General features: G+C 37.6%; 24 protein-coding genes and 1 pseudogene. 16 read left to right on the top strand and 9 right to left on the bottom strand.

Translation table 11 applies throughout. From position 1 onward, the window contains the following. Positions 1 to 42 precede the first annotated feature (42 nt). Positions 43 to 918, top strand: a complete 876-nt coding sequence (locus GK047_RS08125; protein WP_163943997.1) for a hypothetical protein — start codon at positions 43 to 45, stop codon at positions 916 to 918. A 93-nt stretch (positions 919 to 1011) separates the two neighbouring features. Here the strand turns inward: GK047_RS08125 and GK047_RS08120 are convergent, their stop codons facing one another. Further along, positions 1012 to 1896, bottom strand: a complete 885-nt coding sequence (locus GK047_RS08120) for a LysR family transcriptional regulator (protein WP_163943994.1) — start codon at positions 1894 to 1896, stop codon at positions 1012 to 1014. A 177-nt stretch (positions 1897 to 2073) separates the two neighbouring features. On the opposite strand from GK047_RS08120, the gene GK047_RS08115 reads away from it, so the two are divergent. Then, positions 2074 to 3114, top strand: coding sequence for a YeiH family protein (locus GK047_RS08115; protein ID WP_163943991.1), 1041 nt, complete (start codon positions 2074 to 2076; stop codon positions 3112 to 3114). Positions 3115 to 3494: 380 nt separating this feature from the next. Here GK047_RS08115 and GK047_RS08110 read toward each other — a convergent pair whose 3' ends face one another. Next, positions 3495 to 3956 (bottom strand): CPBP family intramembrane glutamic endopeptidase, encoded by a 462-nt coding sequence (locus GK047_RS08110; RefSeq protein WP_163943987.1) that lies wholly within the window; start codon positions 3954 to 3956, stop codon positions 3495 to 3497. A 356-nt stretch (positions 3957 to 4312) separates the two neighbouring features. On the opposite strand from GK047_RS08110, the gene GK047_RS08105 reads away from it, so the two are divergent. The 6 genes from GK047_RS08105 to GK047_RS08080 all read left to right on the top strand — a co-directional run bounded on the left by GK047_RS08105 (position 4313) and on the right by GK047_RS08080 (position 10339). After that, the gene (locus GK047_RS08105; RefSeq protein WP_163943984.1) at positions 4313 to 4504 is read left to right on the top strand and encodes a hypothetical protein; all 192 of its coding nucleotides are present in this window, start codon (positions 4313 to 4315) and stop codon (positions 4502 to 4504) included. 686 nt (positions 4505 to 5190) lie between these two features. Continuing rightward, a complete protein-coding gene (locus tag GK047_RS08100) occupies positions 5191 to 5733 on the top strand; it encodes an accessory gene regulator B family protein (protein WP_163943981.1) in 543 nt (180 codons plus the stop codon). An 8-nt stretch (positions 5734 to 5741) separates the two neighbouring features. After that, a complete protein-coding gene (locus GK047_RS30125; RefSeq protein ID WP_346010304.1) occupies positions 5742 to 5873 on the top strand; it encodes a cyclic lactone autoinducer peptide in 132 nt (43 codons plus the stop codon). Positions 5874 to 6425: 552 nt separating this feature from the next. After that, positions 6426 to 8099, top strand: a complete 1674-nt coding sequence (locus GK047_RS08090) for a methyl-accepting chemotaxis protein (protein WP_163943976.1) — start codon at positions 6426 to 6428, stop codon at positions 8097 to 8099. Positions 8100 to 8864: 765 nt separating this feature from the next. Then, the gene (locus GK047_RS08085; protein WP_163943971.1) at positions 8865 to 9548 is read left to right on the top strand and encodes a DUF7002 family protein; all 684 of its coding nucleotides are present in this window, start codon (positions 8865 to 8867) and stop codon (positions 9546 to 9548) included. Positions 9549 to 9901: 353 nt separating this feature from the next. Continuing rightward, on the top strand, positions 9902 to 10339 hold the full coding sequence (locus tag GK047_RS08080) for a NucA/NucB deoxyribonuclease domain-containing protein (protein WP_163943969.1): 438 nt from the start codon (positions 9902 to 9904) through the stop codon (positions 10337 to 10339). A 151-nt stretch (positions 10340 to 10490) separates the two neighbouring features. Here the strand turns inward: GK047_RS08080 and GK047_RS08075 are convergent, their stop codons facing one another. Then, the gene (locus tag GK047_RS08075; protein ID WP_163943965.1) at positions 10491 to 11225 is read right to left on the bottom strand and encodes a class I SAM-dependent methyltransferase; all 735 of its coding nucleotides are present in this window, start codon (positions 11223 to 11225) and stop codon (positions 10491 to 10493) included. Positions 11226 to 11589: 364 nt separating this feature from the next. On the opposite strand from GK047_RS08075, the gene GK047_RS08070 reads away from it, so the two are divergent. Further along, the gene (locus GK047_RS08070) at positions 11590 to 11823 is read left to right on the top strand and encodes a sensor histidine kinase (RefSeq protein ID WP_346010316.1); all 234 of its coding nucleotides are present in this window, start codon (positions 11590 to 11592) and stop codon (positions 11821 to 11823) included. A 432-nt stretch (positions 11824 to 12255) separates the two neighbouring features. Here the strand turns inward: GK047_RS08070 and GK047_RS08065 are convergent, their stop codons facing one another. Both GK047_RS08065 and GK047_RS08060 read right to left on the bottom strand, forming a co-directional pair. After that, positions 12256 to 12684 carry a VOC family protein gene (locus tag GK047_RS08065; RefSeq protein ID WP_163943959.1) on the bottom strand — a complete coding sequence of 143 codons (429 nt, stop codon included), beginning with the start codon at positions 12682 to 12684 and terminating at the stop codon, positions 12256 to 12258. A gap of 1529 nt (positions 12685 to 14213) precedes the next feature. Next, positions 14214 to 14378, bottom strand: coding sequence for a hypothetical protein (locus GK047_RS08060; protein ID WP_163943956.1), 165 nt, complete (start codon positions 14376 to 14378; stop codon positions 14214 to 14216). A gap of 186 nt (positions 14379 to 14564) precedes the next feature. Here GK047_RS08060 and GK047_RS30565 point away from each other — a divergent pair, with 186 nt between their 5' ends. Both GK047_RS30565 and GK047_RS08050 read left to right on the top strand, forming a co-directional pair. After that, positions 14565 to 14720, top strand: a complete 156-nt coding sequence (locus GK047_RS30565; RefSeq protein WP_481855948.1) for a DUF255 domain-containing protein — start codon at positions 14565 to 14567, stop codon at positions 14718 to 14720. Between the two features lie 5 nt (positions 14721 to 14725). After that, a pseudogene (locus GK047_RS08050) lies at positions 14726 to 14878 on the top strand (transposase); the annotation flags it as partial. 26 nt (positions 14879 to 14904) lie between these two features. Here GK047_RS08050 and GK047_RS08045 read toward each other — a convergent pair. Further along, the gene (locus GK047_RS08045) at positions 14905 to 16017 is read right to left on the bottom strand and encodes an alpha/beta fold hydrolase (RefSeq protein WP_163943953.1); all 1113 of its coding nucleotides are present in this window, start codon (positions 16015 to 16017) and stop codon (positions 14905 to 14907) included. A gap of 146 nt (positions 16018 to 16163) precedes the next feature. Here GK047_RS08045 and GK047_RS08040 point away from each other — a divergent pair, with 146 nt between their 5' ends. Further along, positions 16164 to 16739, top strand: a complete 576-nt coding sequence (locus GK047_RS08040) for a TetR/AcrR family transcriptional regulator (protein ID WP_163943950.1) — start codon at positions 16164 to 16166, stop codon at positions 16737 to 16739. Between the two features lie 352 nt (positions 16740 to 17091). On the opposite strand, the gene GK047_RS08035 is transcribed toward GK047_RS08040, so the two are convergent. Continuing rightward, positions 17092 to 18366 carry a chitinase gene (locus tag GK047_RS08035; RefSeq protein WP_163943947.1) on the bottom strand — a complete coding sequence of 425 codons (1275 nt, stop codon included), beginning with the start codon at positions 18364 to 18366 and terminating at the stop codon, positions 17092 to 17094. A gap of 674 nt (positions 18367 to 19040) precedes the next feature. Between GK047_RS08035 and GK047_RS08030 the strand changes: the two genes are divergently transcribed. Beyond that, a complete protein-coding gene (locus GK047_RS08030; protein WP_163943944.1) occupies positions 19041 to 19565 on the top strand; it encodes a stalk domain-containing protein in 525 nt (174 codons plus the stop codon). Positions 19566 to 20032: 467 nt separating this feature from the next. On the opposite strand, the gene GK047_RS08025 is transcribed toward GK047_RS08030, so the two are convergent. Beyond that, positions 20033 to 20659 (bottom strand): LysE family translocator, encoded by a 627-nt coding sequence (locus tag GK047_RS08025; RefSeq protein ID WP_163943941.1) that lies wholly within the window; start codon positions 20657 to 20659, stop codon positions 20033 to 20035. Positions 20660 to 20925: 266 nt separating this feature from the next. Then, positions 20926 to 21471 carry a helix-turn-helix domain-containing protein gene (locus GK047_RS08020; RefSeq protein ID WP_163943939.1) on the bottom strand — a complete coding sequence of 182 codons (546 nt, stop codon included), beginning with the start codon at positions 21469 to 21471 and terminating at the stop codon, positions 20926 to 20928. Between the two features lie 183 nt (positions 21472 to 21654). Here GK047_RS08020 and GK047_RS08015 point away from each other — a divergent pair, with 183 nt between their 5' ends. From GK047_RS08015 to GK047_RS08005, 3 genes are read left to right on the top strand one after another with little or no spacing between them, the layout of a single operon-like run. Beyond that, complete coding sequence (locus GK047_RS08015) at positions 21655 to 21894, top strand: PLD nuclease N-terminal domain-containing protein (RefSeq protein ID WP_163945220.1); 240 nt, start codon at positions 21655 to 21657, stop codon at positions 21892 to 21894. Further along, positions 21891 to 22796 (top strand): ABC transporter ATP-binding protein, encoded by a 906-nt coding sequence (locus GK047_RS08010; RefSeq protein ID WP_163943934.1) that lies wholly within the window; start codon positions 21891 to 21893, stop codon positions 22794 to 22796. Before GK047_RS08015 ends, GK047_RS08010 begins: the two co-directional genes overlap by 4 nt. Beyond that, positions 22793 to 23581, top strand: coding sequence for an ABC transporter permease subunit (locus GK047_RS08005; protein ID WP_163943931.1), 789 nt, complete (start codon positions 22793 to 22795; stop codon positions 23579 to 23581). Before GK047_RS08010 ends, GK047_RS08005 begins: the two co-directional genes overlap by 4 nt. Positions 23582 to 23602 lie beyond the last annotated feature (21 nt).

Here is a 23602-nt window from a genome sequence, read left to right as displayed (position 1 = left end):
TCTCCTTTACAATAATAGGGAGATCAGGTCTAGGAGGAAATTATGAAAAAAATGATATTTTCGATTTTATTAACTACTGCAGTATTAACAGCTTGTGGAAAATCAGTCGGTTCCATGGATCAAACGATGAAAGGCGGAACACCAGGAGCAACGGAAAGTGCAAATCATAGCGATAAGGGAGGAATGGATCACAAGGCGATGGTAACAGAAGCGGATAAAACGAAGGCGGAGCTTGTAAAAGCAACTTTTACACTTTCAAATGCTAAGCCCCTGCCAAACCAAGATACGACCATCACTGTTCATATTCAAGATAAGGACGGAATGTCGATCGACAAGTTTGATGTCCAACATGAAAAAAAGATGCATTTTATTGTTGTAAGTAAAGATCTATCTTTCTTTAATCACATACATCCGGATTATAAAGGTAAGGGAGAATTTACAGTAACTACGCAATTTCCAAATGCGGGAGAGTTTGAATTGATTGCAGACTTCGTACCTTCGGGATTAGGAGCAATGACCAAAACAGAATGGGTAACGACGCAAGGGAGTGTCCCCGAGCAAAAAGCTATTTTACCCGATGCATCCTTGACCCAAATCGTTGATGGCAAAGAAGTGACCCTCACCTTCGATCATCTCATGGCAGGAATGGAACTCAATTTGAATTTCAATATGAAGGACGCTCAAACGAAACAACCTGTGGCGGATTTACAGCCTTACCTTGGAGCCGTAGGACATGTAGTTATTCTTAATCAAGAAGGTGGAGAATATTTGCATGTCCATCCTTTAGAGGAAAAAGCCTCTGGACCGGATGCCAAGTTTATGGCTACCTTCCCGCATAGTGGTGTATTTAAAATTTGGGGTCAATTTCAACAAAATGGAAAAGTGTTTACTGTGCCTTTTGTCATTAATGTTCCATAAATAAAAGATAAAGCTGCTTAGGCTGGGGCTACGCATAGGGTGTAAATGCTGGATTGATCTAAGATTCGTCCGTTTGATGGGAGATCAGACCGATTATGTTTTTCTTTGTAAAAGCTTCTGGACGAAAACGTTCACAGCCATCGTAGAAGAATGATCGTGATTTCGAATGATCCAAAAGTTTCTTTCCAAGAGTTTGGGGGTAACTGGAATTTGACTGATCTCCCCCAATTCAAGTTCTTTCCTTACGATCCAACGAGAGAGGATAGTAATTCCTAGGCCAGCATAGACCGCCTCTTTCACTCCTTGACTGCTGTTAAAGACGTAAGATCGTTTCATCGTGAGGCCTGCGGCTTGGATAAACTGATCGCAGAAAGATCGAGTACCGGATCCGCTTTCTCTAAGTATCCAGATTTGATCTTGGAGCCTTTCCGTTTTTACAGCTCTGTTCGCCGCTAATGGATGGTCTGATGAGGCGATTAGAATCATTTCATCTTTCATATAAGGAGTAATGAGCATTCCATGGGAGGATACATTTCCTTCAACTAGGGCAAGGTCAAGTTTGTTAGCTTTCAGAGCTTGAGTAATCTCCTCTGTATTGGCTATCGTCACTGATATTTCGACTTCAGGAAATTGATTTGCGTATTCGGCAAGCACTCGTGGTAGGATGTACTCCCCGATGGTGAAACTAGCCCCAATGTGGATCGATCCGGACACTTTTTCAGTTAATAAATGGATTTCGTGCTTGGCTTCTTCATAAAGCGATAAGATTTGTTTCGCTCGACTATAAAGAATTTCTCCTGCCTCGGTTAGTTTGACATGTTTAGGTGAGCGATGCATGAGCTTCGCGCCATGTTCATTTTCCAGATTACGTATATGTAAAGAGACGCCCGGCTGGGATAAGTTTAGCAGCTCCGCGGCCCTGGAAAAGTTACTTTGTTCGGCTACAGTAACAAAGACCTTAAGTGTCTCTACGATCATGTTTAATACCTCCTTTTATCCACATAGTAAATGCACGCAGGGAAACAGATCAATTCTATCATAAGTTTTTCTCATGATACAGATAGGATATCGTTATTTCACTTATGATTTAAATAGCCTTATAGTGAAACTACAACGAACAATGTAGTTCTTACGACAAGGCTGGGAGTGAAGACAATGGAACAGGCATACGTGTTACCAATGAAACAGAATAAGGGTTTCGGATTTACACAAGGGATTGGATTAACGCTATTCCTTGCTATTATAGCTAACTATTTGACGGGTTTTCCGCTTCTTAGTATTATGGGTCAGCTTGTCATTGCAATCATGCTGGGCATCATTTGGAGAGCCGTTATTGGCGTACCGCAGCGTGCAATGACGGGTATTGCATTTTCCACTAAGAAGCTTCTGAGATACGGTATTATTTTGCTAGGTATGAGATTAAATTTGATTGATATCTATCATGCGGGTCCCAAGGTTTTAGCGATTGCCGTCATTAATATTGTGTTTACCCTTTTTGTTGTGTATGGCATCACGAAGCTATTCAAAGTAGAAAAACGGTTAGGCATCTTAACAGCTTGTGGGACAGCGATTTGCGGAGCAGCTGCAGTTGTAGCTATTTCGCCGCAAATCAAGGCCAGTGATGACGAGACTGCGATTGGGGCTGCAACAGTCGCTATTCTAGGTACCATTTTTACACTTCTTTATACCTTCCTGTACCCGGTGCTTGGGTTAACAGCTAAGGGATACGGTATTTACTCAGGTGCAACACTTCACGAAGTTGCCCATGTAATCGCCGCGGCAGCACCGGGAGGACAAGATTCTGTTGATTTGGCTGTCATCGTCAAACTCTCGCGCGTTGCTCTTTTGGTTCCGGTCGCAATCGTGATTGGGATATGGGCGAATCGTATGGAGCGCAAGGATAATCCCGATGCGCAGAAAACAAGTTGGAAATCGATTCCGATTCCATGGTTTATCTTTGGGTTTCTCGCTATGAGCGGGATAAATACACTTGGCATTATACCAATAAGCGTATCTAACCAATTGATTGTTATTGCTTATTTATTGATTGCTATGGCAATGGCGGGACTTGGACTTAACGTTGACATCGTGACTTTTCGACGATTGGGAATGAAGTCGTTTGCTGCGGGGCTTATTGGATCTGTATTACTTTCGCTTCTGGGATATGCATTAGTTATTTTATTCGGATTCAATTAAGAGCTAATCTATATAAACGATGAATCCCCCGCTGGCAGATGGGCTATTGGGGGAAAATATAACTTTAATTTATTTCCGGGGGAAAAAGAACCCTTTTCCAATTCCATCGGATCAGACACACGGTTTGCTGTGGATAATAAGGGTAATGTTCTTATTTATGACAATAACATACTGCGAAAGATCAACGTGTATCCTTAAATTAACTTATATTTCAAGTGCAAGTCTTAGGCACTAACGCTATGTTAGTGTCTTTTTTGTTCTAATTGACGGGTCTCATGGGGAGAAGATTAAATTAAACCTGTTGTAGGATTATAGAGATATTTAGTGTACGATTACGAACGAAGTAAAATGTAACAAAAGCCTAGGATTTTGTTTTGCTTTTAGTTGCGATGTAATTCGTCTTGTATTTCTTTAAGTAATAAGCTTTTGTGTGATTTTGTGAGAACTCTTGAGATATATATCGCCTTAGCGTCATAAAGGATATGAACAAGGATTGGTATTAGCAGGCTGCCTGTTGTGTAATACAAATAGCCTAATATCAGACCAAGCAGGGTTGAAGAGATTACTCCAGTGAGCCCCTGCATAAAATGACCAGCACCAAACACTACTGATATAATTAGAAAGCTCCATAAGGTTGAAACACCAAATTCCTTTACGTAATGCTGCATGAAGCCACGAAAAATAATTTCCTCACAGATGCCTACCGTGATCGTTACAAATACGAACATGAATTGTTGTTTATCCGTAATGGGATATAGATTGGTGTTGTACTTCTCTGCAACTTTCTCTTTTAAAATACTACTAAAGGGAAGAATTATTAAAGGAATCAGTACTGTAATCATTAAGTAAACAATAAGAAGCCATATTGTAACGTGTAGGGTATAATTTATTGGACTTCCATTTGAGTAAAAGTAGGACTGTTTCGTTATCAAGATAGGAAGTGTGAAAGACCAGTAAACAATGTAAATTAACCAGTAACCTAATTCCTTGGCACGGTTATGATTGGAGGAAGACTTTATTCCTCTAACTGCCACAATGTTTATTAGTGACATAAAGACAAGTGCTAGAATAATCAGTAATAAATTCAAATTACACCTCTAATCGATTGATAAATATCATGTTTTTCAATTGACCTAAATACTAGCTTGATATATGATAAATAAAATATAATTCAAACGATAGACTGGGGCGTTCTGTGATGGCAAGGGGCGGAAAACGTGAAGGATCAGGAAGAAAATCTATCGGTAGGTCTAAAACAGTTTCGTTAACCCTTACCGAAGAAGAATGGTTTGAAATTGAACAATCCCATTCGTCAATATCAGCCTATATTCGCGAATTAATTAAAGACAACAAGATCTATAAGAAAAAAAGAATTACAAAAGGGGAATAATACAATGACTTTAATCATTGAATTAGTAGTTAACTTGATTTTCATCGCTTCAATGGTAATACTAAATTTTGCAATTTTTCAAATTCCGATAAAAGGTAACGACAAGCAAATCACAATTATTACTTTAGTAGTCGGATTCGTTAATTTTTATTTTAAGTTCATTGCCGTAGATTCCCCATATTTGTTACTTCAAATTATAGCCTACATTATCACTTTAACAATAGTAAGACTATATCCAGTATTTTACGCGATAATCGTCTGCCTAACCGGAAGTGTAGCAGTTTCTGCCATTGACGCAGTAGTAACAATAATTGCCTTGAGATTCCATTTGAGTTCAATGGAAAAAATGAATACTAACATAGTGCACTTCGTTGTAACTCATTTTATTTCATCCACGGTGTGCTTAATAGTGGCGTACATATTAATAAAGACAAACATCAGATTTTCTTTTATTAAACATAGATTTTCAGGCGTTTATTCGTTCAACTTAATTAACGTAGTTTGGGTACTCATACTAGCTATGAGTATGATAGCCTCCTACTTCGGCTCAAGAAGCTTCGTTGTGTATTCATTACACACATACATAATTATTTTCATCGCTGTTTCACTAGTTGGAGGCATTTGTTATGCCTGGGTTCAGAATAAAAAACATGTAGAATCCCGTTACAATAGACAGGAGGAGAAGGATGGTTAGTATTGAGAGAATGGCGGATAATCTGTCTGCCTCTATACTAAAAAATTATCCCGATTCCTCGTCCTCTCTTCCAGTTCTGAGATATGCTTTAATTGCAGTAATAAATTTAATTATAACAATAATATCGGTTTTAGTAATCAGCGCAGTAACTGGGGATATAAGGGCTGGTTTTACCGCTATAATAGCTTTTCCAGTACTGCGTTATGTGAGCGGCGGTTTGCACTTAAAATCATCGAATCTCTGTAATTTTATTACAGCTACTTTTATGTTGATAGCGATATACACACCAATTGAATATTGGTATAATGGTTTTGTTTTAAATGTGCTTTCGATAATGATACTAGCAATTAATGCACCCAGTGGCATAAAGAGAAGTAGATTAGATAAGAAATATTATCCAGTATTAAAGCTACTTTCAATTTGTATTGTGTGTACTAACTTTTTGTTCCATTCTCACATCTTGTCAGTTGTTTTCTTCATTCAATCTTTAACAACAACGAAGTCTTTTAACAAATTAGTTGAATATCTTGACTAGGGGATGAGGTGATAAAATTGAAAACATTGGTTGCTAGATTTGCGCATGATGCGTTGACCTTTATTGCAAGTAAGCTTGTAATAACTGGTTGTTGGATTGGTTGTCATCGTCCGGAAGCTCCAGATGAATTGTTTAAGTAATTACATAAGCATCAATTAAGAAGGAAGCCTTTCGTTGGCTTCTTTTTTATGTCCTGGACTTCAGTGTGTACCCAAAAAGGATATACTTATTGAAGGGGGCAATATCAAAAATTCGGAGCCAAATTACAAAGTGGAGTGGACAAAGTTATTCAGGACACGGTATGAATGCTACGCCATTTCAAAATGCGGATTCGTTAACTACTTATCGTGTAAATAGGGCGGACGTTGATGCGACCATAATTTAATGATAGGGTGTTTATGGAAAATCGTAAATGAATAACAATTGATGAAGATAAAAAAGTGCTATTGGATATGCAAGTACGAGAACATTTGTCGAAGCTCGGGAGAACGCCTCTCGGGCTTCTGTCCTTATATGATCATTAGTGCGAATTTACTCGAGGATGCGACTATGGATAATCATCGTAGTTGCAGTGCTAAAATAACTGATTACATTATGTCACTTGGCGATATGACAAGTAGGTGCGTAGGATGATCAATAGAGCAGAACTGCTACAACACATCTCATGAGAAGATTGGAAGGAACACTCCTACATGAAACTGAAAAGAACAATTCGAACTATCGTTATGACCGTCGCTGTAGTGTACATGATGTTTATTTTTGCAAGTCTATGCAAATTTACGCTTTCTAATTTTAATGAAATTATTAAGAATGAAGTTGAACAAAAGCTAAATTACAAAGTGGAACTTACTTCCACGAAACTAAACAATTTAATATTCAAGAGCAGTGATACGAATCAAGCTTTGAAGAGTAAAGAGGTTAAAGAGGTATTGACGAAAATGAAAGGAAGTGGCGAAGAACACTATTTTATCTTAGATAAAGAAGGACGATTCGCTGCAAGTGAGAATCCAAAGTTCATCGTAGGCAAAGCAATGAGTGAAGAGTCGGATAGACAGTTGAGCAAAATCGGGCAAGTAATTGCTAGTACCGAGGGAACCAATGGTATGGGTGACTCTGAGAATGTTTATGCATTCACCTCGATTGGTGATACAGGTTATAAGTTAGTTTTGTCCATGCCTTTAAATCAAATTTATAACCCAATGATGGAAAACCTGTATTTAATTATTGGAGGATTTGTTTTCGCAATGGCTATATTTGCTGTCCTGCTTTTTATTATATTAACTCGTTATGTTGTTCGACCGCTGCGTACGATAAATAAGCATGTTATGGAGCTCGTTGAACAAGGCGGCGATTTGACGCAGAAGCTAAATATGAAGAGACAAGATGAGATTGGCATGCTTGCCTATTCAATTAATCAGTTTTTAGACAACTTACGGGGAATTGTTGGTAATGTCATGAATGGAGCAAACCACGTGAATGAGAACACGAGCCTGCTTCAAGCTGCCGCAGAGCAGATGGACGAAAGCTCAAAGCAGGTGACAACGATTATTGCTGATATGGCCGATCGATCGACACAGCAAGCGGAACATGTGCGGCAAGTTCTCACGATGATGGAGCGGACAGAGGAAATCTCCGCAGAAGTTAAGAGGGAAACGGAAAAAACAGTTGGCGATTCCCAGCATTTATTACAAGCCGTACAAACCGGCCAGAGTGCTAATCGTGCGTCTGTTGATAATTTAGAAGAGATGGTTAGTTCAATTCGCCGTTCGACTGAAACAATTGGCGAGCTGAACTATCGGTCCAATGAAATCGGCGAGATTATTACTGTGATTTCTGAATTAGCCAGTCAGACAAATTTACTCGCGCTTAATGCTGCAATTGAAGCAGCCCGCGCTGGCGAACATGGGGCAGGATTTGCAGTAGTTGCAGGTGAGGTTCGTAAGCTTGCTGAAGGCTCAGGAAGAGCGGCGGAACAAATAACCGAGCTCATTCGTAAGATTCAAGCGGAAACGAATGCAGCTGTTAAGCTGATGGAGGCTAACCAACGGGTGGTAATCTTACAGAACGATTTAGTGATGCAAGGCCAAGAATCGCTTGAAATGATTGTAATGAAGGTTGACTTAACAGTAGAAAGTACGCTGCGTATCCAGCATATATTCAATGAACTGTCGACTACGTCTCAGGAATCAATGGAAGCTCTGATGCAATCTTCGAAGCTCATTGATGAGTCGGCATCTGCATCGCAGGAAGTTGTTGCTTCTACAGAGGAACAGCATGCTACTGTCGACGAAATGATATCCAAACTGAAAGAATTGAGCAATGTATCTTTATTATTAAAGCGAGAAGTCGGGAAGTTTACGATTTAAAGAAACATTCATAAACATAGGTAGTTGCCGAAAGTGCAATCGCGCACTCTTATGAATCAGTGAAGGCGGGTACTGGGAAGCGTCAGAGCTAACCGTCCACCTATTTCAATGAAAGTGGATGCAGAAGATCAAGGCTGCAAATCTGCCAGATCGCTAACACTCGTTTTGCTAGTTCCCTGCCACAACATTAGTGGTGACCCAAGGTCGTACTTCCAAGTCGAATGTCTCTAAAACTTCGTACAATTTATCATCAATGGGAATATGAATAGTTTATTTGGTAATTATTGAAATAGTCATAAAGTGGTGTAAAATCGATTGAGAAAGAAAAACGCTGTCGAAGAAACGATGATAGGTATAGTCCTCATTCAGCTTTATAGGCTGTTGAGGGCTTTTTTGGTTTTCATTTATCGCTTTGTACAGACGATACATCTTTTAATTTGAAATTTAGATTTATGGACATACTCGAATGGGTTAACGACTGGCTTTATGAAACACTCCGCGGTACATTGGCTCCTATCAACTTGACACAAACAACCTAAGATGGTGTTCCCCCAAACATGTTCGTGACGTAAATGAAGTATCCGAAACTATTGCAGTGATTAGATATAAGTTTGGAATTAATTCCAAATAATGGATATAATATAATTGTGGTATCGAATGCAATAAGCTTTAATGTTAATGGATTGAAGGATAGGTAACAAACCAGCAATTCGCTCAAATTGCAAAACAGGCAAAACCAAAAAATAGACGTGAAGGATGGGGATAATGAGAGAAGCACTTATAACTGAAATAACTAAAGCAAAAGGAAGAAAGTCTTTATATCATTTTACAAGAGTTAGGAATTTGCCGTCTATTGCTCATTTCGATGCTCTCTTATCAAGTTTTATTATGAATCCCCAGCTCGCGGGTAAGCGTCGATCAGAGGCCAAGGAAGTGTATTATGATGATTATTGTATTACATTAAATGCTCATCTAAGAATTGCTGACAGTGTGATAGATGCAGCAATCACACAGGAACATTTTCGGGCATGCCTGGACAGGCATGTATTTTTTTGGCCTACATTAAAGGATTGCCAGAAGATGATGAACACCTATGCTCGAAGAGAACCGGACGAAGGGTTTGCTGTACTGGCGTTCGATGCGTATTCCTTACTATTGGAGCATTATTCAGCAGTAAAGCTGTCCAAATACGATTCAGGGAGTTCACCGCGGTTTCCATCTCGCTGTTCTTACAAGAAGAGTCCGGATATATTTCTACCCTTAAAGAGTTTTAAGAGCGTAGTGAATAACACAGTGCCTGCAAAAGCGTCTGAAATTCGGGAGTTTCTAATAGAAGAGCGGGTTAACAACGTGTCAAAGTATTTACAATTTGTTTACGTCGACAATAGTAAAGTACTGCCTGAGTCCTGGGGCGGTCTGGAGAAGCCTTTGACAGATTTGCAAATTTAGAGTGTAAAATGATTGAAGCGCATATCGTCAGATGAAAGTATTTTTTTATATTTTCTTTTGCTTAGGAATTATTGCAATGGAGTATTTTATGATTCAAAAGGGGATCGATTTTTTGATGAAATAATTGATATCCAACTTATAAGAAAATCATTAACGATCAACTTTCTATTATACTTAACATGTAGCTCTCACTGACCTCTTATGGTCGATGGGAGCTTTTTTGTTGTTTATAAAAGCGAAGAGGCGCATGTTCAAGCTTGAAAATAAAACCATATTTTAACATTTGGTTTGATATAATATGTCTGGATTGTATAATCCAATAATTACCAAATAGAAAGGGGGTGACAATTAATATGAGATTTTTGAAGAATAAGTCATTGGCATTTTCATTATTTCTAACGGTTGCAATTGCCTTTACACTGTTTTTTTGTTTGGCTGTACCAGTTAAGACGGATGCAGCCGCTGCCTACGACGCAACCATTACCTTTCCGCTAAGTAGGTATCCGCTAACAGGAGCACACATGCGCGACGCAATAGCAGCCGGACATTCATCAATTTGTACGATTGACCGTGAGGGAGCTGCTGAGAATCGTAAAGAGGCCTTAAGAGGTATTCCTACGAAACCAGGCTATGATCGTGATGAGTGGCCGATGGCAATGTGTCAGGAAGGCGGGCGTGGTGCGGATGTACGCTATGTACCGTTTTCGGACAATCGCGGGGCAGGTTCATGGGTGGGACATCAATTAACCCGCTACTCGAATGGAACGAGAATTAAGTTTTATATTAATTAAGGAAACGTAATACTAAGTAAACGATTAAAGTAAAGCCCTCACTAACCATTTATGGTCGGTGGGGGCCTTGTGTTGCATGACTATAAGTAAAAGAATAATTTGTAGATGAATTGAAAGATAATCAAAGCTCCGTTGTTTCAAATTGAAATTTCTAATTCTTGACCGCTGCGATCAAGAGGAAAATAGGACGGCGGGTTTCGTCTCGCATATCGGAATGCTTAGCCAGCAGTTCTTGCGACGGCTGAGGTTCAGATAGCTTCATAATGCTAAATCCAGCGTCAATTAACGCATTAACATAAGTGGCGATTGTTCGATGATATTTGATAACATCATTGTCCAGAAATTTTGTCTGACGCAGACCTTCATTCTGGTAGTCATCGACAGGCCAATGTAGTCTCTCGCCTTGCGGACCATAATGCCAGTCTTGTGCAGCGAGTGCGGTAAAGACCGGATGTTCGACCGAGAGTATGAATGTACCCCCTGGAACAAGACAATGATGGATTTTACCGCAAACGATGTCGAAGCGCTCAACATAATGAAGGGCAAGGGAACTTATCACGACATCGAATTCCCCTGCTGTAAAGTCGATGTCTTCAATCGCGAGCCGACGATAGTCGATCGCGGAATCGTTGGTTATCACTCTGGCATGTGCTAACATTTTCTCTGAGAGATCTACACCCACCACCGACCGGGCCTGTTGTTCGCGAGCATATTGGCAATGCCAGCCGAAGCCGCATCCAAGATCAAGAACATTTTTATCGCCAAGCTCGGGAAGCAACGCACGGAGTTCGTGCCATTCCCCAGCAGCGTTTAATCCACCAATCGAACGAGGCATCTGACTGTATTTTTCGAAGAATCCGAGATCATCATATTTGTTCTGTTTCATAGTAAACGAAGTCTCCTAACTTGATCTTGTTTTTTCACTTTGCCAAATGTTAAGTTTTTCTGAATATTTCCACTTTGATCAAGGAAATTGTTCCTCTTTACAATACCACCACACTATAAAAAATATCTATTGAAAGTTTCGTTTAAATAAACATTCGAAGCATTTTTGCTGAGCATGCGTAGTCTTTCCTACAAGAGAAGCCCAGATTAACCAACGCGCAGCCTTCCTCCTGTTGGACTACAAATAATAGTAACATTCATTTCCGATAACAGATCCATATTTAAACGAAACGCCCAGGGCGTCATAATCCAAGTAACCGATCGTCGAAATAAAGATTATATTGATGCGTGTAATTGGCTGAGAGATCTGCATTAGAATCATTGATCATAAAGATCGAGTGGAAATAACAACTATGAATAACAGTATTGGGATGGATGAAGAAACGCTGGAACGAATACTTGAAAGGCGATCGGGCATTAGGCAGGGAACAGGTCTGTCCAATGTGGATCGGAGCTTAAAACAAATGTATGTACAGGGACTGCAAATTCGAAGTCATCCCGATCAAGGTACAACAGTTGCCTTTGTCGTATCGAAATGAATGTGAGAGGAAGTCAAAATCGAAGAACACTATCGTGAGCTAGTAAATCAGTCTTCCAAACCTTAGCTATTACAGCTGAGGTTTTTCTTTTTAATGGGACTAAGCCAGCTTGAATTGTCAAAAAATAAAATATTTCGGAAAACAAGGAGGTGGTCCCTCTATTCCAATTAGATGTAGATAATGGTTATTTATCAGGGTTCAAAGAGGAATTGGAAGTATTAAAACAAAATATTCAAATTAGACAAGGATGAATGAAATGAAAGTCAAACGAGCTAAAAAACTTCATACGATAGGGACCTAGTATTCTATAAAAAACATAAATTATGCAAAGGTTAGGGATATAAGTAACGATCCGTTTTTAAAAAAAGATATGGAACTATTCTTTAATAGAAAAGTTCCATATCCTTTTGTTTTATTATGTTTTTGGAGGAATTACAGAACCATTTCGCCATTGTCATAGTTGAATTGCCAATGAATTCCAAACTTATCTTCAAGACTGCCGTAGCATTTGCTCCAGAATGTTTCCTGAAGTTCCATGCCTACTTGGCCTCCTTCTTTTAATTTATGAAATAGAGATTTGATTTTCTCTTCGTCCTTATTGACGATTGTGAGGCTTATGTTGTTCCCAGCAACAAAAGGCATACCAGGAAAAACATCAGAAAACATAACATTGCTTCCATCGATGTTAAGCCGCGTGTGCATGACTAAATTTTTTGCTTCTTCTGGAAGCGGGTAGTCTGGGTTAGGCGGCGTTTGACCAAATGTCATAATTTGTGGCTTCTCAGTACCGAAAACCTCTGCGTAAAATTCTGCTGCTTCACGACAATTTCCATTAAAATTAAGATAGACATCAACTGACATTTGCTTCACTCCTAAATTTTTAATTAGTGAGACATGCTGTATTTCCCTATTGTATCATTTACCAGTAAATAAAAAAATACACGGTAAGTTCATGGATAATCTAACGTGTAACGATAACGCGTTTATCACTTGTTATAACGGTCGAGCATCTGGTGTGGGTTCACGTAAAACAATGAGTTTAATATTGTTACTACTGCTGAAAAGTTGATTCATTCTAACAACGTTTGTAAGGCAACAATTCAGATGAAATCGATTACCATGAGAATGCGTGACTATAAAAAACAAACAGAAACTAAGGTTTCAAATTACATTGCGCAGGATATAATTATTTAAGTTCTTCTTCCAATTCTTCTTTGTCGCGTTTACTTGTAAAGTATAACAATATCGTAATCAAAAAAACTAAGAATACCATCATGTAATACATAAACTCAAACGAATCGGCTTCATTGACCAGTTCAAACCAATAACACAAAATAATCACTGATGATAATACAAATATGAGAAATACTCTATTGTTTAATATACTCTTGATTCCTCTTGGCTTATCTGGGTTAAATGTGAAACCTTCTCTAAAATATCTTGTAACGAAACATATCATTAGAATAATTATAAGGGTAGAGGCATCTATTAAGTAGCCTTCAAATGAATACAACTTTATTTTAGTGCTATCTATGATGTTATACAACTTGAATAAAGCAAGAATTCCAATTTGAACACCAAAGAACAATAGATAAGCACTGAAGGCAGAGAACAAACCTTGAAAGAATTTTTTCCTTATCACATAGTGGAACCCAAACACATAAATTAATATTAAGATGAACGGATTGAAGCTAGATAGCGTCGTGTGCATGAGCAATGATAAAGTAGATAAGAAAATACAAAAAACGATTGTTCTGATTATTTCAGTTAGTTTTACTCTGATCCTAAATAACGTAATGGATAAGAATGCAATTCCTGAAAAGGTCATACTAGAATGAAGAATAAAAAATAGTTGATTCATATTACTGTTTCTCCTTTAAGAATATTGATTAATCATATCAGAGTGCATACTTAAGTCGAAATAAATTATTCTAACACGGGCGATAAGTTTTTCGCAAATATCTTGTGTTTTACAAAAAAATGTTACTTTCATTGCAAACAAATTAAGAAGTGTATCCGTAAATTATAAAAAAGCGATTTGATCCTATTCTATTGGATGAGTTTTCGACCAATTACTTATCAACGGATCTGGATTATGAAATAAATTTAGAACTGGTTTTATCAATTATGGTTATATTAACTAGCGTAGCTTCTAGCATAAGCATCGGAAATTAGATTCTTTATTAAAAACTCATCTTCCTCTGATGTTAAAGTTAGCGGTTCAACTACATTGTAATTCTCTTTAAGTAATACTAAGATAAGCCCTAAATAGTGCTCATTTGAAACATAGAATGAGCACTATCTAGGGCTTTTAATATTAACAACTCAACTTTTGTACTTAAGTGACTAGCGTCCATGCAAACAAAGAAAAGGTGTGTAAATCCTCGTAATTAAGGCTCATCAATGTACTCTTCTTTATCTACAAGTTCAACCTGTTCATTTTGTGAAAATTGATTATCAGCAACTAATGTCAGATCTCTGCATGAAATGTTCTCATTCGCTATTTCAGCATTTAACACCTTATTGTTTTTAGACTCATTTTTTTCTTCGAACATAAGATTCCTCCCTTCTTATTAAAGGTAGGTTTACCAAATTCCAGAATTTCACTCACTATGTCGTGTCTTTTTTTGTTTTGTTATTTTAGATTGAGTATTCTACAGATAAATCAAAATTAAGGGGAGTGTAAAACCAAAATGAGAGACGATATTATTAAGCATCAATACACGAATCGTTAGGCAAATGTGAAAAGTCCATATCTGTTCCAGCGCATACACAATCAAGTTGAATGGTTTCCATGGGGAGAAGAAGCCTTTCTAGAGCCGCGAAAAAAGGCAAGCCAGTGTTTTTGTCCAAAGGTCATTCTTAGCTACAGAAGAAAGCTGCTCTTGCCGAACTAGATCAGTTCAAGTACCCGCCCGAGATCCGCAAGCTCATCTACACCAGCAACATCATTGAGAGTTACCACCCTCAGCTTCACGAAGTAACGAAAAGAAAGGGTGTTTTCTCAAGCGACGAAGCGCTGCTCAAGATGCTCTATCTAGCTACCATGGACGTAAAAAAACCAATATTTATCCATTTTAGTTAAAGGAATTTCTTCATTTCATTAAATGCTAACTCCCTATGACCGGCTTGACAGTGTTGTTCACCGCCAGTTTCTTTCGTAAATACTTTGGTTGTAATTGAAGCAGCATTGATTAATTCTTGCTGAATTTGTGCTAGTCGGCTAATAGGTACGTATTGATCATCTTGTCCAGCTAATAAAAGAACATCTTGATTAATGAATGCTCCAATTCCGTGCATCGTGTGCTTTTCAAAATTTTTAATTAGATCAAAAGGCGTTGATTCACCGGTATTTTCCATTCCTTTAGTAATCTTCCAATTCAAATCAATATTGTTAGCCATCATCTTTTCAAGTAATGAATTAACTTTATCTACTTCATTGCTATCGACTTGTTGCATAATACGATGATAAGTTTCTTCTGGCATACCAATTTTTAATGCATCTAAACCACAATAGAAAATGTTAAAGGCAACTACTTTATCTATTCTCTTTTCGAAAGCTGCAGCACGCATAGCTAAATATCCTCCCCAAGAAGCACCTACGAGGCTTACACGATCTAATTTGAAATAATCAATCACAGATGATATCGGCTTTTCCCAGTTGTGAATAAATGTAAGACCGGTTTTTAAGGCTGTTCCTTGGCCCGGACCATCAAATACAATAATATTGTAATCAATTCCTTTCATAAATTTCATCATTTTAAGCATCTCTTCCATGTAAGAATCATAACCACCAAAGACAAGTAATGTTTTTTCAGCTCCAGGTGTCAATAATTTTACAGCAGGAAGATAGGAGCCTTCATAGGGAATCTTGTAGGATTCATAATCAAAGTCATTAAAGCCTTTATAGAATGTTTCTCTATACTTTTGATACATTTTTTCTTTATTTGGGTCTGTGGGTTCAAGATAAAATTCGGCAGCTTGATAGTAGACTGAGGCTAAGTCAAAGTCCTTGCTATCTTCGCGTTTCTTTGCAAAATCTAGCCAAGCTTCATACCAGCTATTTGCATCGTTTAGTTTAGGGATAATTTGTTCCAAGTCAGCTTCTGCTCGATCATCTTCTTGATAATAATCATTAATAAAACGATTAATTTGAAGATTAAATTGTTCATTATTTACATATTGTTTAAACATATATATTCCTCCTTCAATGTGGGTATGTGCTTACTATAAAGCATCGTTACTACTAAAAAAATAAATAATATTGTATAATCTGTACGATATCTTACATGTTAAACATGAAGTGTTCGTAAACTTACAAATAAGGAGCAAGTGGTTAAATGAATGAAGATATCAGAATTTATAAAACAAAAATAGCTATTGAACGAGCACTCATTGAATTACTCAAACAAAATGATTTTAAAGATATTACGATCAAAAAAATTTGCGATCAATCTCTTATAGGACGCTCTACTTTTTATAGTCATTATTTGGATAAGTACGACTTGCTGGAAAAAATAGTTAAACAGTACGCTTCTGATTTTAAATATGAGATTGAGCAGCGGTTTGATTCAATGGGTGATGGTAAGGTGGCAAATGCCATAGAACTCGTAACAGATAAAATGATTAAAAATAAGTTCGAGATTTCAACATTGTTAGCAGTTCATGAAGTATCAGCTGATTTACGTAAAGAATTTGAACAAATTTTGTTTAGTACTTGCTTAGATTATTTAAACCATCAGATATCTTCAAGTTCTATCGCATTGGAATATTTAGCAGAATTATATGCAGCTAACTCGATGGTGTTTCTTCATTGGGTTTTGAAAAATGGTAAAGATACGAATATAATTCTTCTTTCAAATCAACTGCAAGAGTATATGTTTAACCAGTTAAAGTCTAATTTGTATAAAGGTTAATTTATAGTAAAGAGGACAAACAAAGAAAAGCTGATCATCACTTTTTATATGGATTGGGATTAGTATGGTAACGTCACTATTTTTTTGTAAGCCTAGGGCGTCATCCCTAGGGGGAAAGTCCGAGCGGGGGATGGCGAACTCACGTCGAGGTTATTGGGAAATGTCCTGAAACATAAACAACGCCCTTAACCTCTCCTATTGGAAAGATCAAGGACTATGCAGTCTTGCGAATCGGTATTTCGAACTTTGTTAACCTTTAGTAACAGTAACCGCCGCATACGTTCCGCATGTACGGTAGTGTGAGAGGTCAGGGGCTAGCCCGCCCCTATTGTGTACTTTTAGAAGTTGTATGCTAGAATGGTTGCATTCCTAAAGTGTCGACCTTCTCGCCAGTAATGTCCACACCCATTATAGCTGTAATATCGCGGTAATGTCCGACACGGCGCTTGACTCCTGTTCCTTCAGTCTCCCCAAGGTTGGCTTCCAGGCCGTTAAGAACCATGATCGTAATACCAAATCCAGCTGGCTTAAGTCCTTTGGCGGCTTGATCTTTTGTTGGTTTCCACTTGCCTACCATAACATCATGAGCGGAAGGTTTAGGAGATTGTGGTGTCATCCAGAACAGAATGGCGGTCATAAAACCAGTTTTTCCGTTCACGGCGAGCTGTTCAGGATTTTTTAGCAACACGTTCTTATCGCCATAAATAATGGAGCTGAACAATCCATAGTTGAAATTCCAACTTAGCATAATGGGTCCGCGACCGTAGTACCGTTTTTCCTTGATACCAGGATATAGCTCACTGCTAGCTGGGTCAACGAAAGCATCTAGGTTCTTTCCAGTTCTTCCGGCAATATTCTCATTCCAAAACAATCCCCACTTTAGTGGACCCCCGGGTGCTGCGTCCCATCCACCACCGGTTTCATGTGCAAGATTTGCTAGTAACGCAGCCAGCTCTCTTTTCCGATTGATCTTGGTACCTTCTTTTAGGAAAGTACCATAATCCACGATCTGGGTTATAACAGCTTGTTTCCGGTTCTTATCTGAGTAGAAATCGGTCGAACGTGCAACGAGCGTTTCTACTTTGGCTTCCTTATCCAGTCTATACACTTCTTGTATCGTATTGCTGCCTTCACGGATTCTAACTTTATATTTAATGTTAGCGACTTCAATTACTGCGTTAATTAAGTTCTCATAAGAGTAATAATCACTTTGATTTTCTTTATAATACTCTTTCCCTTTGGCTGCTTTATGCCATTCTTCTGATCCAAGTCGATAAGGGAATAGGTCTTCGTAATCTTTCTGCGGCAGGGCCGCTTTAACTGCTTCAACAGCATGATCTGGACTATAGTCTGGATCGATCCCATCCCACTCTTTTCCAATCTCTCTCTTGCTTAGGACGCGGCTTTCACCGACTTCCAACGTACTATCTACATCATAATAGTAGGAGTAAGCGTTATCATTCTGATCGGAACTAGGTTTCATTTGCAAAGATGTTGAGCCAGGCACACTTGATGCGGTAGGTGAAGCAAAGGCTGTAAGTGGTGTGACGAGCAGCGCGGTGCCCAGCGTTAAGCACATTGCACGATTCATTAATTTGTTTGAAATAAGATGTTTCCATTCAGCCATGTAACATTCTCCTTTATTTGGAATTATTCAAGTTTATTCTTTCTTGTTCGAAATCATGTTTAATTTGCATACAAACTTAATTTTTATCGTTAATGATAGAGAAGGAAACCAAATATCCGCAAAACAGAGTGTTGAATAGATAGGTTATCTTAACAAAGGAAAAGTAGTTATATCCAGATGAATAGAAATTTAAGATAATAAGATGCCTATTGGGAACGGAATACGGTAACAATCAGATGGTAGATATGGCTTATGGCAGGTAGAACATAGTAGATGGTATGAGCTTGAAGGGACCACTGAATATGATTCTGGAGCGTACATTCGGGATGGTCTTAAAGTATTGCAAAAGATCGGGTGCTGCACTCAAGCGTATTTCCCATTCGATTAGGGGACATTCACTAACAAACCTTCAACAGAAGCAGAAGCAAGAACAGGTGTGGCTCGTACAGGAATTGTACCGATGCCAAACAGAGACACGGAGTATCACTTGGCAGACACACAGTCCTTGCAATGGGGTACAAGACGATTGACGGAACTGAATATGTACCTCTTGGGGTCCTGAATGGCCTAAATGCATAAGAATTGAGAAATATCATATTATTTGGTAACTGAATGTAACAAAAGGAGGGAAATAACAGTCTAATAGTATGATATAAAAAGAAAGGGTTGCTAAAATGAAAAGAGTTATAGGTGGTTTGTTTTTAGGAATTTCATTAACATTTACATCAGTTTCATCTGCCTCAACAAGTACATTAGAGGTTTTTAACTCTCCAGTAAAGTATGTTTTTAATGGAGCCGAGATCCTATTAGATGAGGAATATACTTCACTTAACTATAATGGACATATGTATGCTCCGATCCGTTTTGTTGCCAATAATTTAGGTTCCCGAGTTGATTATAGTTCTGAAACGAATACCTTAATATTTGATTCCCCTCCTACTACAGGAGTTGGACATCGAAATGTTTCCCGTGATCAAGCGAAAATTGTCGCTTATGAGAAGTACCAGTTGAAACATGTTGATTCAGACACAAGTATAAGAGTTCTAACCGATGATGAGAAAAAACAAATTCCTGATGAGGCTAAGGATGGAATCCCCGTATATTATTTTGTAAAAGGAGTAGATGATTCTGAAAAAGAGATTACTATATGTGTTTGGTCGATGAATAAGGAGGTCAGCTTTGTTTATTCTCAAAATTAATGTTTCACAATAAAAACGAGTACCTTTATGTAGGTACTCGTTTTTGCACTCTGGATTTATGATGGTTTTTGTTGATTAACACTCCACATAGTAGAGCCGAATGAGTAAATTACTTCATAGGAGCTGTATTCATCATTTATAATCGCATTTTTCGAACCATCACTAAGAATTTGATATCTATAACCTACAACTGTTTAGCAGTCTCTTCGAAGCCTTCTTTAATAAATACACCTTTAGGCTCTAGATCCTTCCTATTAATTTGTTTGCTATCATTTACATTTATTGTATAAAAATGCGATATTGTCGAGTTGCTAGACAATATGTTTTATGTAAACTTGGGTTGTTTACAGATGGAGGTAGTTATTGTTTGGTTTACGTAGTCCATAAAAATGATGAAACCCACGCCAACCTTATATGGTTAGTGTGGGCGTTTTTTGTCTTAGTAACTTCTTCATATATTTCCCCTGTCACTTCTGTTGAAAAGCTACCTTCAGGCCAAGCGCAATATAGATCGAACCGATAATCTTGCCACTCCATCGACCAATCCAAGCGATACGCTTAACAACACGTCCGAGTACACGTACACCTAATGCAATCATGGTGGTATAGATGATGCCGAGAAATACAAAGATCAATCCAAGAATTAAGAATTGAACAAAGGTCGCGCCTCGTTCTGCGTGGACGAACTGCGGTAAAAATGCCAAAAAGAAAAGAGCTGTTTTCGGGTTAAGCATTTCCACAAATATAGCTAGTTTGTATGACTTTAATGGTGAAACCTGAGAGATCTTTGGCAGCTGAGGATCTGTTGGTTTTTCCAAAATCGCACGGATTCCCAAATACAACAAGTAGGCTGCTCCCAAAAACTTGACGATATTGAAAGCGACAGCGGAAGTCATAAGAATGGCTGAAAGTCCCGCAGCGGCAAACAGAGTATGAATTAAATCTCCTGTTGCTATTCCAAGTCCAGCCATTATGCCTGCTTTACGACCGCCCTGAATGGAACGTGTAGCTGTAAGAAGCACAGCAGGACCAGGTATCAAAAACAAACCGAATACGACTACCACGAACGAAACTAAACTAGATATCTCAAACATGTATATTCCTCCCCCCTGATGTTATTATGTTTGATCTATGTTTATAACAATTATACTTGAGGGTTGTTCTAAAGGACAACCCAGTTCTTCAGACATGGTTTTCTATTCATTAGGACTTTACATACTATTTGACGCTTACTGAAAAAGATGATCGGAAGAATAAAAAAGCAAACCAAAATTTCTGTTATGAATGTGAAAATAATTGAAAAAACATGATGTATCCCAAATTCAAGTAGAGTGGCATCATGTTTTTTGAATTTTCTATTTTAGGATTCTGGAATAATGGTAACGGCAATCGTTCGAATTTGTACATCTAGATCATTACTTTTGTTAGAAGTGTTGTAGTATTTTATCATTAGGTCGTTTAATTCATTTTGAAACTTTATAAAATTTTCATTATCAAGCTTCAATTCTACAAGTGAGAAAGTTGAACCATCATCTGAGCGATCTTGTTCTTCTAATTTGGTAAGATAGTTTTGATATTGAGTCATAAGCGATAATTGGTAATACGAAATATAATCCATCTTTTCCTTACTTGAAGAATTTCTCCATTCAGCTGCACTAATTCGGGCTGCTTCTTGATTTAAAGTGTAGTATTTTTCGGAAATGGATCTCACTTTTTTTTCTTTCAAAATGCGGATAACTCCAGCATCTAACATAACTTGTATATGTCTATATAGAGTTGCCTGAGGCACATCGTTAATGATTTTTACCATTTCTAGTGGAGTCAGTCCATTTTCTTTGTTTCTCATTAAAACTTGAGAAATCTTCATCCTTACGGGGTGCAGGATAATTTCAGCTTTATTAACCATTTTTATCTCCCCAATCATAAAAATATCTCGTAATTATCTATAATGATAATATTATCATTGTAAATAACAATAAGAATAAAAACAATATTCGAAAAAAAGTGTAACATTCTACGTTTGTATGTTATCATTATCGATAATGATAACATAATATGATTAACAATGACTTTAGGGGAGCTGGTTGATTTGCAAATGCATTACGGGTGGAACGAATTAAAAAAAATTGATTTCATGCCCTTGTTACCGGTTATTTTACCGGTCTTTGCTATAGGAATGATTTTGATCCTAATCGCATTAATGGATTTATACAAGCATAGAAAAACGAGGAAAAATGTTTGGCTATGGAGTCTCATTATTATTTTTCTAAACATGTTTGGTCCGATTATGTACTTTGTTATTGGTAGAAAGGACCGTGAAAGAATATGAAATTAGAAGTCAAAAATGTTACTAAAACATATAAAGCAAGAACGGCTGTAACTAACTTTTCAATGGTTTTACAATCTGGAGAATGTGTGGGATTGATAGGGCCGAATGGGGCTGGTAAATCGACACTCATCAAAGTTATTTCAGATATTACTAATCCTACAAGGGGAGAAGTATTGCTTAACGGAAAGAAAATTTCGCAAATGAAAAAGGAAATTGGCTACTTACCACAATACCCTAACTTTTATCATTGGATGACTGCACAAGAAACACTTGCTTTTATGGGGGAACTATCAGGATTAAGAAAAGAAGAATTAACAAAGGCTATCCCAGAAATATTATCGAAAGTAGGGTTAAGTGGAGAAGAGAATTCAAAAGTTGGAACATTTTCAGGTGGAATGAAACAGAGACTTGGCATTGCACAGGCGTTGTTACACAAACCATCATTGATTGTAATGGATGAGCCGGTATCGGCATTAGACCCAATTGGTCGAAGAGAAGTACTGAATCTAATCGAAGAAATCAAGAGAGAGACGACGATTTTATTGTCGACGCATATATTAAGTGATGCAGAAGAAATATGTGAAAGATTTATTATAATCAAAAATGGGCAAAAAATTGAAGATACAACTATCTCCGACTTGTTAAACCGTAATAGCGAAAATAAAATAATTTTTGAAGTTACATCTATCGATCAAGAATGGATGGAAGTGTTGAAAAATCTGAACTATGTAAAGGATGTAGAGGTAGTAGGAAATAAAATAAAAATACAAGTTGAACATATAGCCTTTAACAAGAATAAGTTACTAAGAAATGCTCTGGAACATCAGGTTGACCTCGTAAAGTTTGAAGTCAATAACGATACATTAGAAGAGATATTCATGAAATTGGTGGTGGAAAAATGAATAATTTTAATGTGCTAATGAAAAAAGAATTTGTTCAAATGGTACGTGAATTTAAAGTTGTTTGGCTGCCTCTAGTATTTATATTTTTAGGAGTAACTCAACCAGTTGTTAGTCATTATTTACCCTCCATATTAAAATCACTCGGTGGAGCACAAGGTATCACAATTGATCCTAGTATGGCTGCTCAGAAAGGTGGGGAAGTACTCGCAAGTACTTTAGCTGCTCAATTTGATCAGTTAGGGGTTATAATACTTGCAATTTCGATGATGGGGGTCTTACAGACAGATAAAGTCAATGGTATGTTGGCTTTTATTCTTACAAGACCGGTCACTGTAGTATCGTACATAGGTGGGAAAATAATTGCCAATTACATATTTGTTGCTTGTAGTGTAGTGTTAGGTTATTTGATTTCATATGTGTATGTTAATTTGTTGTTTACAAATGTTAATTTTGTGGACGCGATAATAGCTTCGTTGTTCTATTTGTTTTGGGTTCTGTTTATGGTAACTTTCACTACGATGATAAGCACTATTATTAATAGCCAAGGTATGATTGCATTAATTTCAATTGTATTCTTACTGGGCTGTAGAATTGTACTAGGTTTGAGTTCTCTTACAGATTTTATGAATCCAGCAAGTATGAGTAAACAAGCCATGGAAGTTTTAATTACAGGAGCAGTCAACCCCAACGTAACATGGAATGTTTTAGTGGTACTTATATGGATTGTACTAAGCTTCATTATAACGATCTTTTGGATTTCCAATAAAAAATTTAACAATGAATAATTGTGTTAGCGAGCACAGGCC

Origin of the sequence: Paenibacillus sp. SYP-B3998 (assembly GCF_010820665.1) — a bacterium.
In the GTDB taxonomy this organism is placed as follows: domain Bacteria; phylum Bacillota; class Bacilli; order Paenibacillales; family NBRC-103111; genus Paenibacillus_E.
The sequence above is the reverse complement of the archived record's forward strand: the minus strand, read 5'-3'. Positions and strand labels throughout refer to the sequence as shown.

Coding starts and splice junctions, on each gene's coding strand:
- GK047_RS08115 (WP_163943991.1), top strand. CDS start 2,074: ATGGAACAGGCATACGTGTTACCAATGAAACAGAATAAGGGTTTCGGA.
- GK047_RS08110 (WP_163943987.1), bottom strand. CDS start 3,956: ATGATTACAGTACTGATTCCTTTAATAATTCTTCCCTTTAGTAGTATT.
- GK047_RS08090 (WP_163943976.1), top strand. CDS start 6,426: ATGAAACTGAAAAGAACAATTCGAACTATCGTTATGACCGTCGCTGTA.
- GK047_RS08065 (WP_163943959.1), bottom strand. CDS start 12,684: ATGTCAGTTGATGTCTATCTTAATTTTAATGGAAATTGTCGTGAAGCA.
- GK047_RS08060 (WP_163943956.1), bottom strand. CDS start 14,378: ATGTTCGAAGAAAAAAATGAGTCTAAAAACAATAAGGTGTTAAATGCT.
- GK047_RS08080 (WP_163943969.1), top strand. CDS start 9,902: ATGAGATTTTTGAAGAATAAGTCATTGGCATTTTCATTATTTCTAACG.
- GK047_RS08075 (WP_163943965.1), bottom strand. CDS start 11,225: ATGAAACAGAACAAATATGATGATCTCGGATTCTTCGAAAAATACAGT.
- GK047_RS08025 (WP_163943941.1), bottom strand. CDS start 20,659: ATGTTTGAGATATCTAGTTTAGTTTCGTTCGTGGTAGTCGTATTCGGT.
- GK047_RS08125 (WP_163943997.1), top strand. CDS start 43: ATGAAAAAAATGATATTTTCGATTTTATTAACTACTGCAGTATTAACA.
- GK047_RS08105 (WP_163943984.1), top strand. CDS start 4,313: ATGGCAAGGGGCGGAAAACGTGAAGGATCAGGAAGAAAATCTATCGGT.
- GK047_RS08100 (WP_163943981.1), top strand. CDS start 5,191: ATGGTTAGTATTGAGAGAATGGCGGATAATCTGTCTGCCTCTATACTA.
- GK047_RS08005 (WP_163943931.1), top strand. CDS start 22,793: ATGAATAATTTTAATGTGCTAATGAAAAAAGAATTTGTTCAAATGGTA.
- GK047_RS08085 (WP_163943971.1), top strand. CDS start 8,865: ATGAGAGAAGCACTTATAACTGAAATAACTAAAGCAAAAGGAAGAAAG.
- GK047_RS08010 (WP_163943934.1), top strand. CDS start 21,891: ATGAAATTAGAAGTCAAAAATGTTACTAAAACATATAAAGCAAGAACG.
- GK047_RS08020 (WP_163943939.1), bottom strand. CDS start 21,471: ATGGTTAATAAAGCTGAAATTATCCTGCACCCCGTAAGGATGAAGATT.
- GK047_RS08045 (WP_163943953.1), bottom strand. CDS start 16,017: ATGTTTAAACAATATGTAAATAATGAACAATTTAATCTTCAAATTAAT.
- GK047_RS08040 (WP_163943950.1), top strand. CDS start 16,164: ATGAATGAAGATATCAGAATTTATAAAACAAAAATAGCTATTGAACGA.
- GK047_RS08030 (WP_163943944.1), top strand. CDS start 19,041: ATGAAAAGAGTTATAGGTGGTTTGTTTTTAGGAATTTCATTAACATTT.
- GK047_RS08035 (WP_163943947.1), bottom strand. CDS start 18,366: ATGGCTGAATGGAAACATCTTATTTCAAACAAATTAATGAATCGTGCA.
- GK047_RS08120 (WP_163943994.1), bottom strand. CDS start 1,896: ATGATCGTAGAGACACTTAAGGTCTTTGTTACTGTAGCCGAACAAAGT.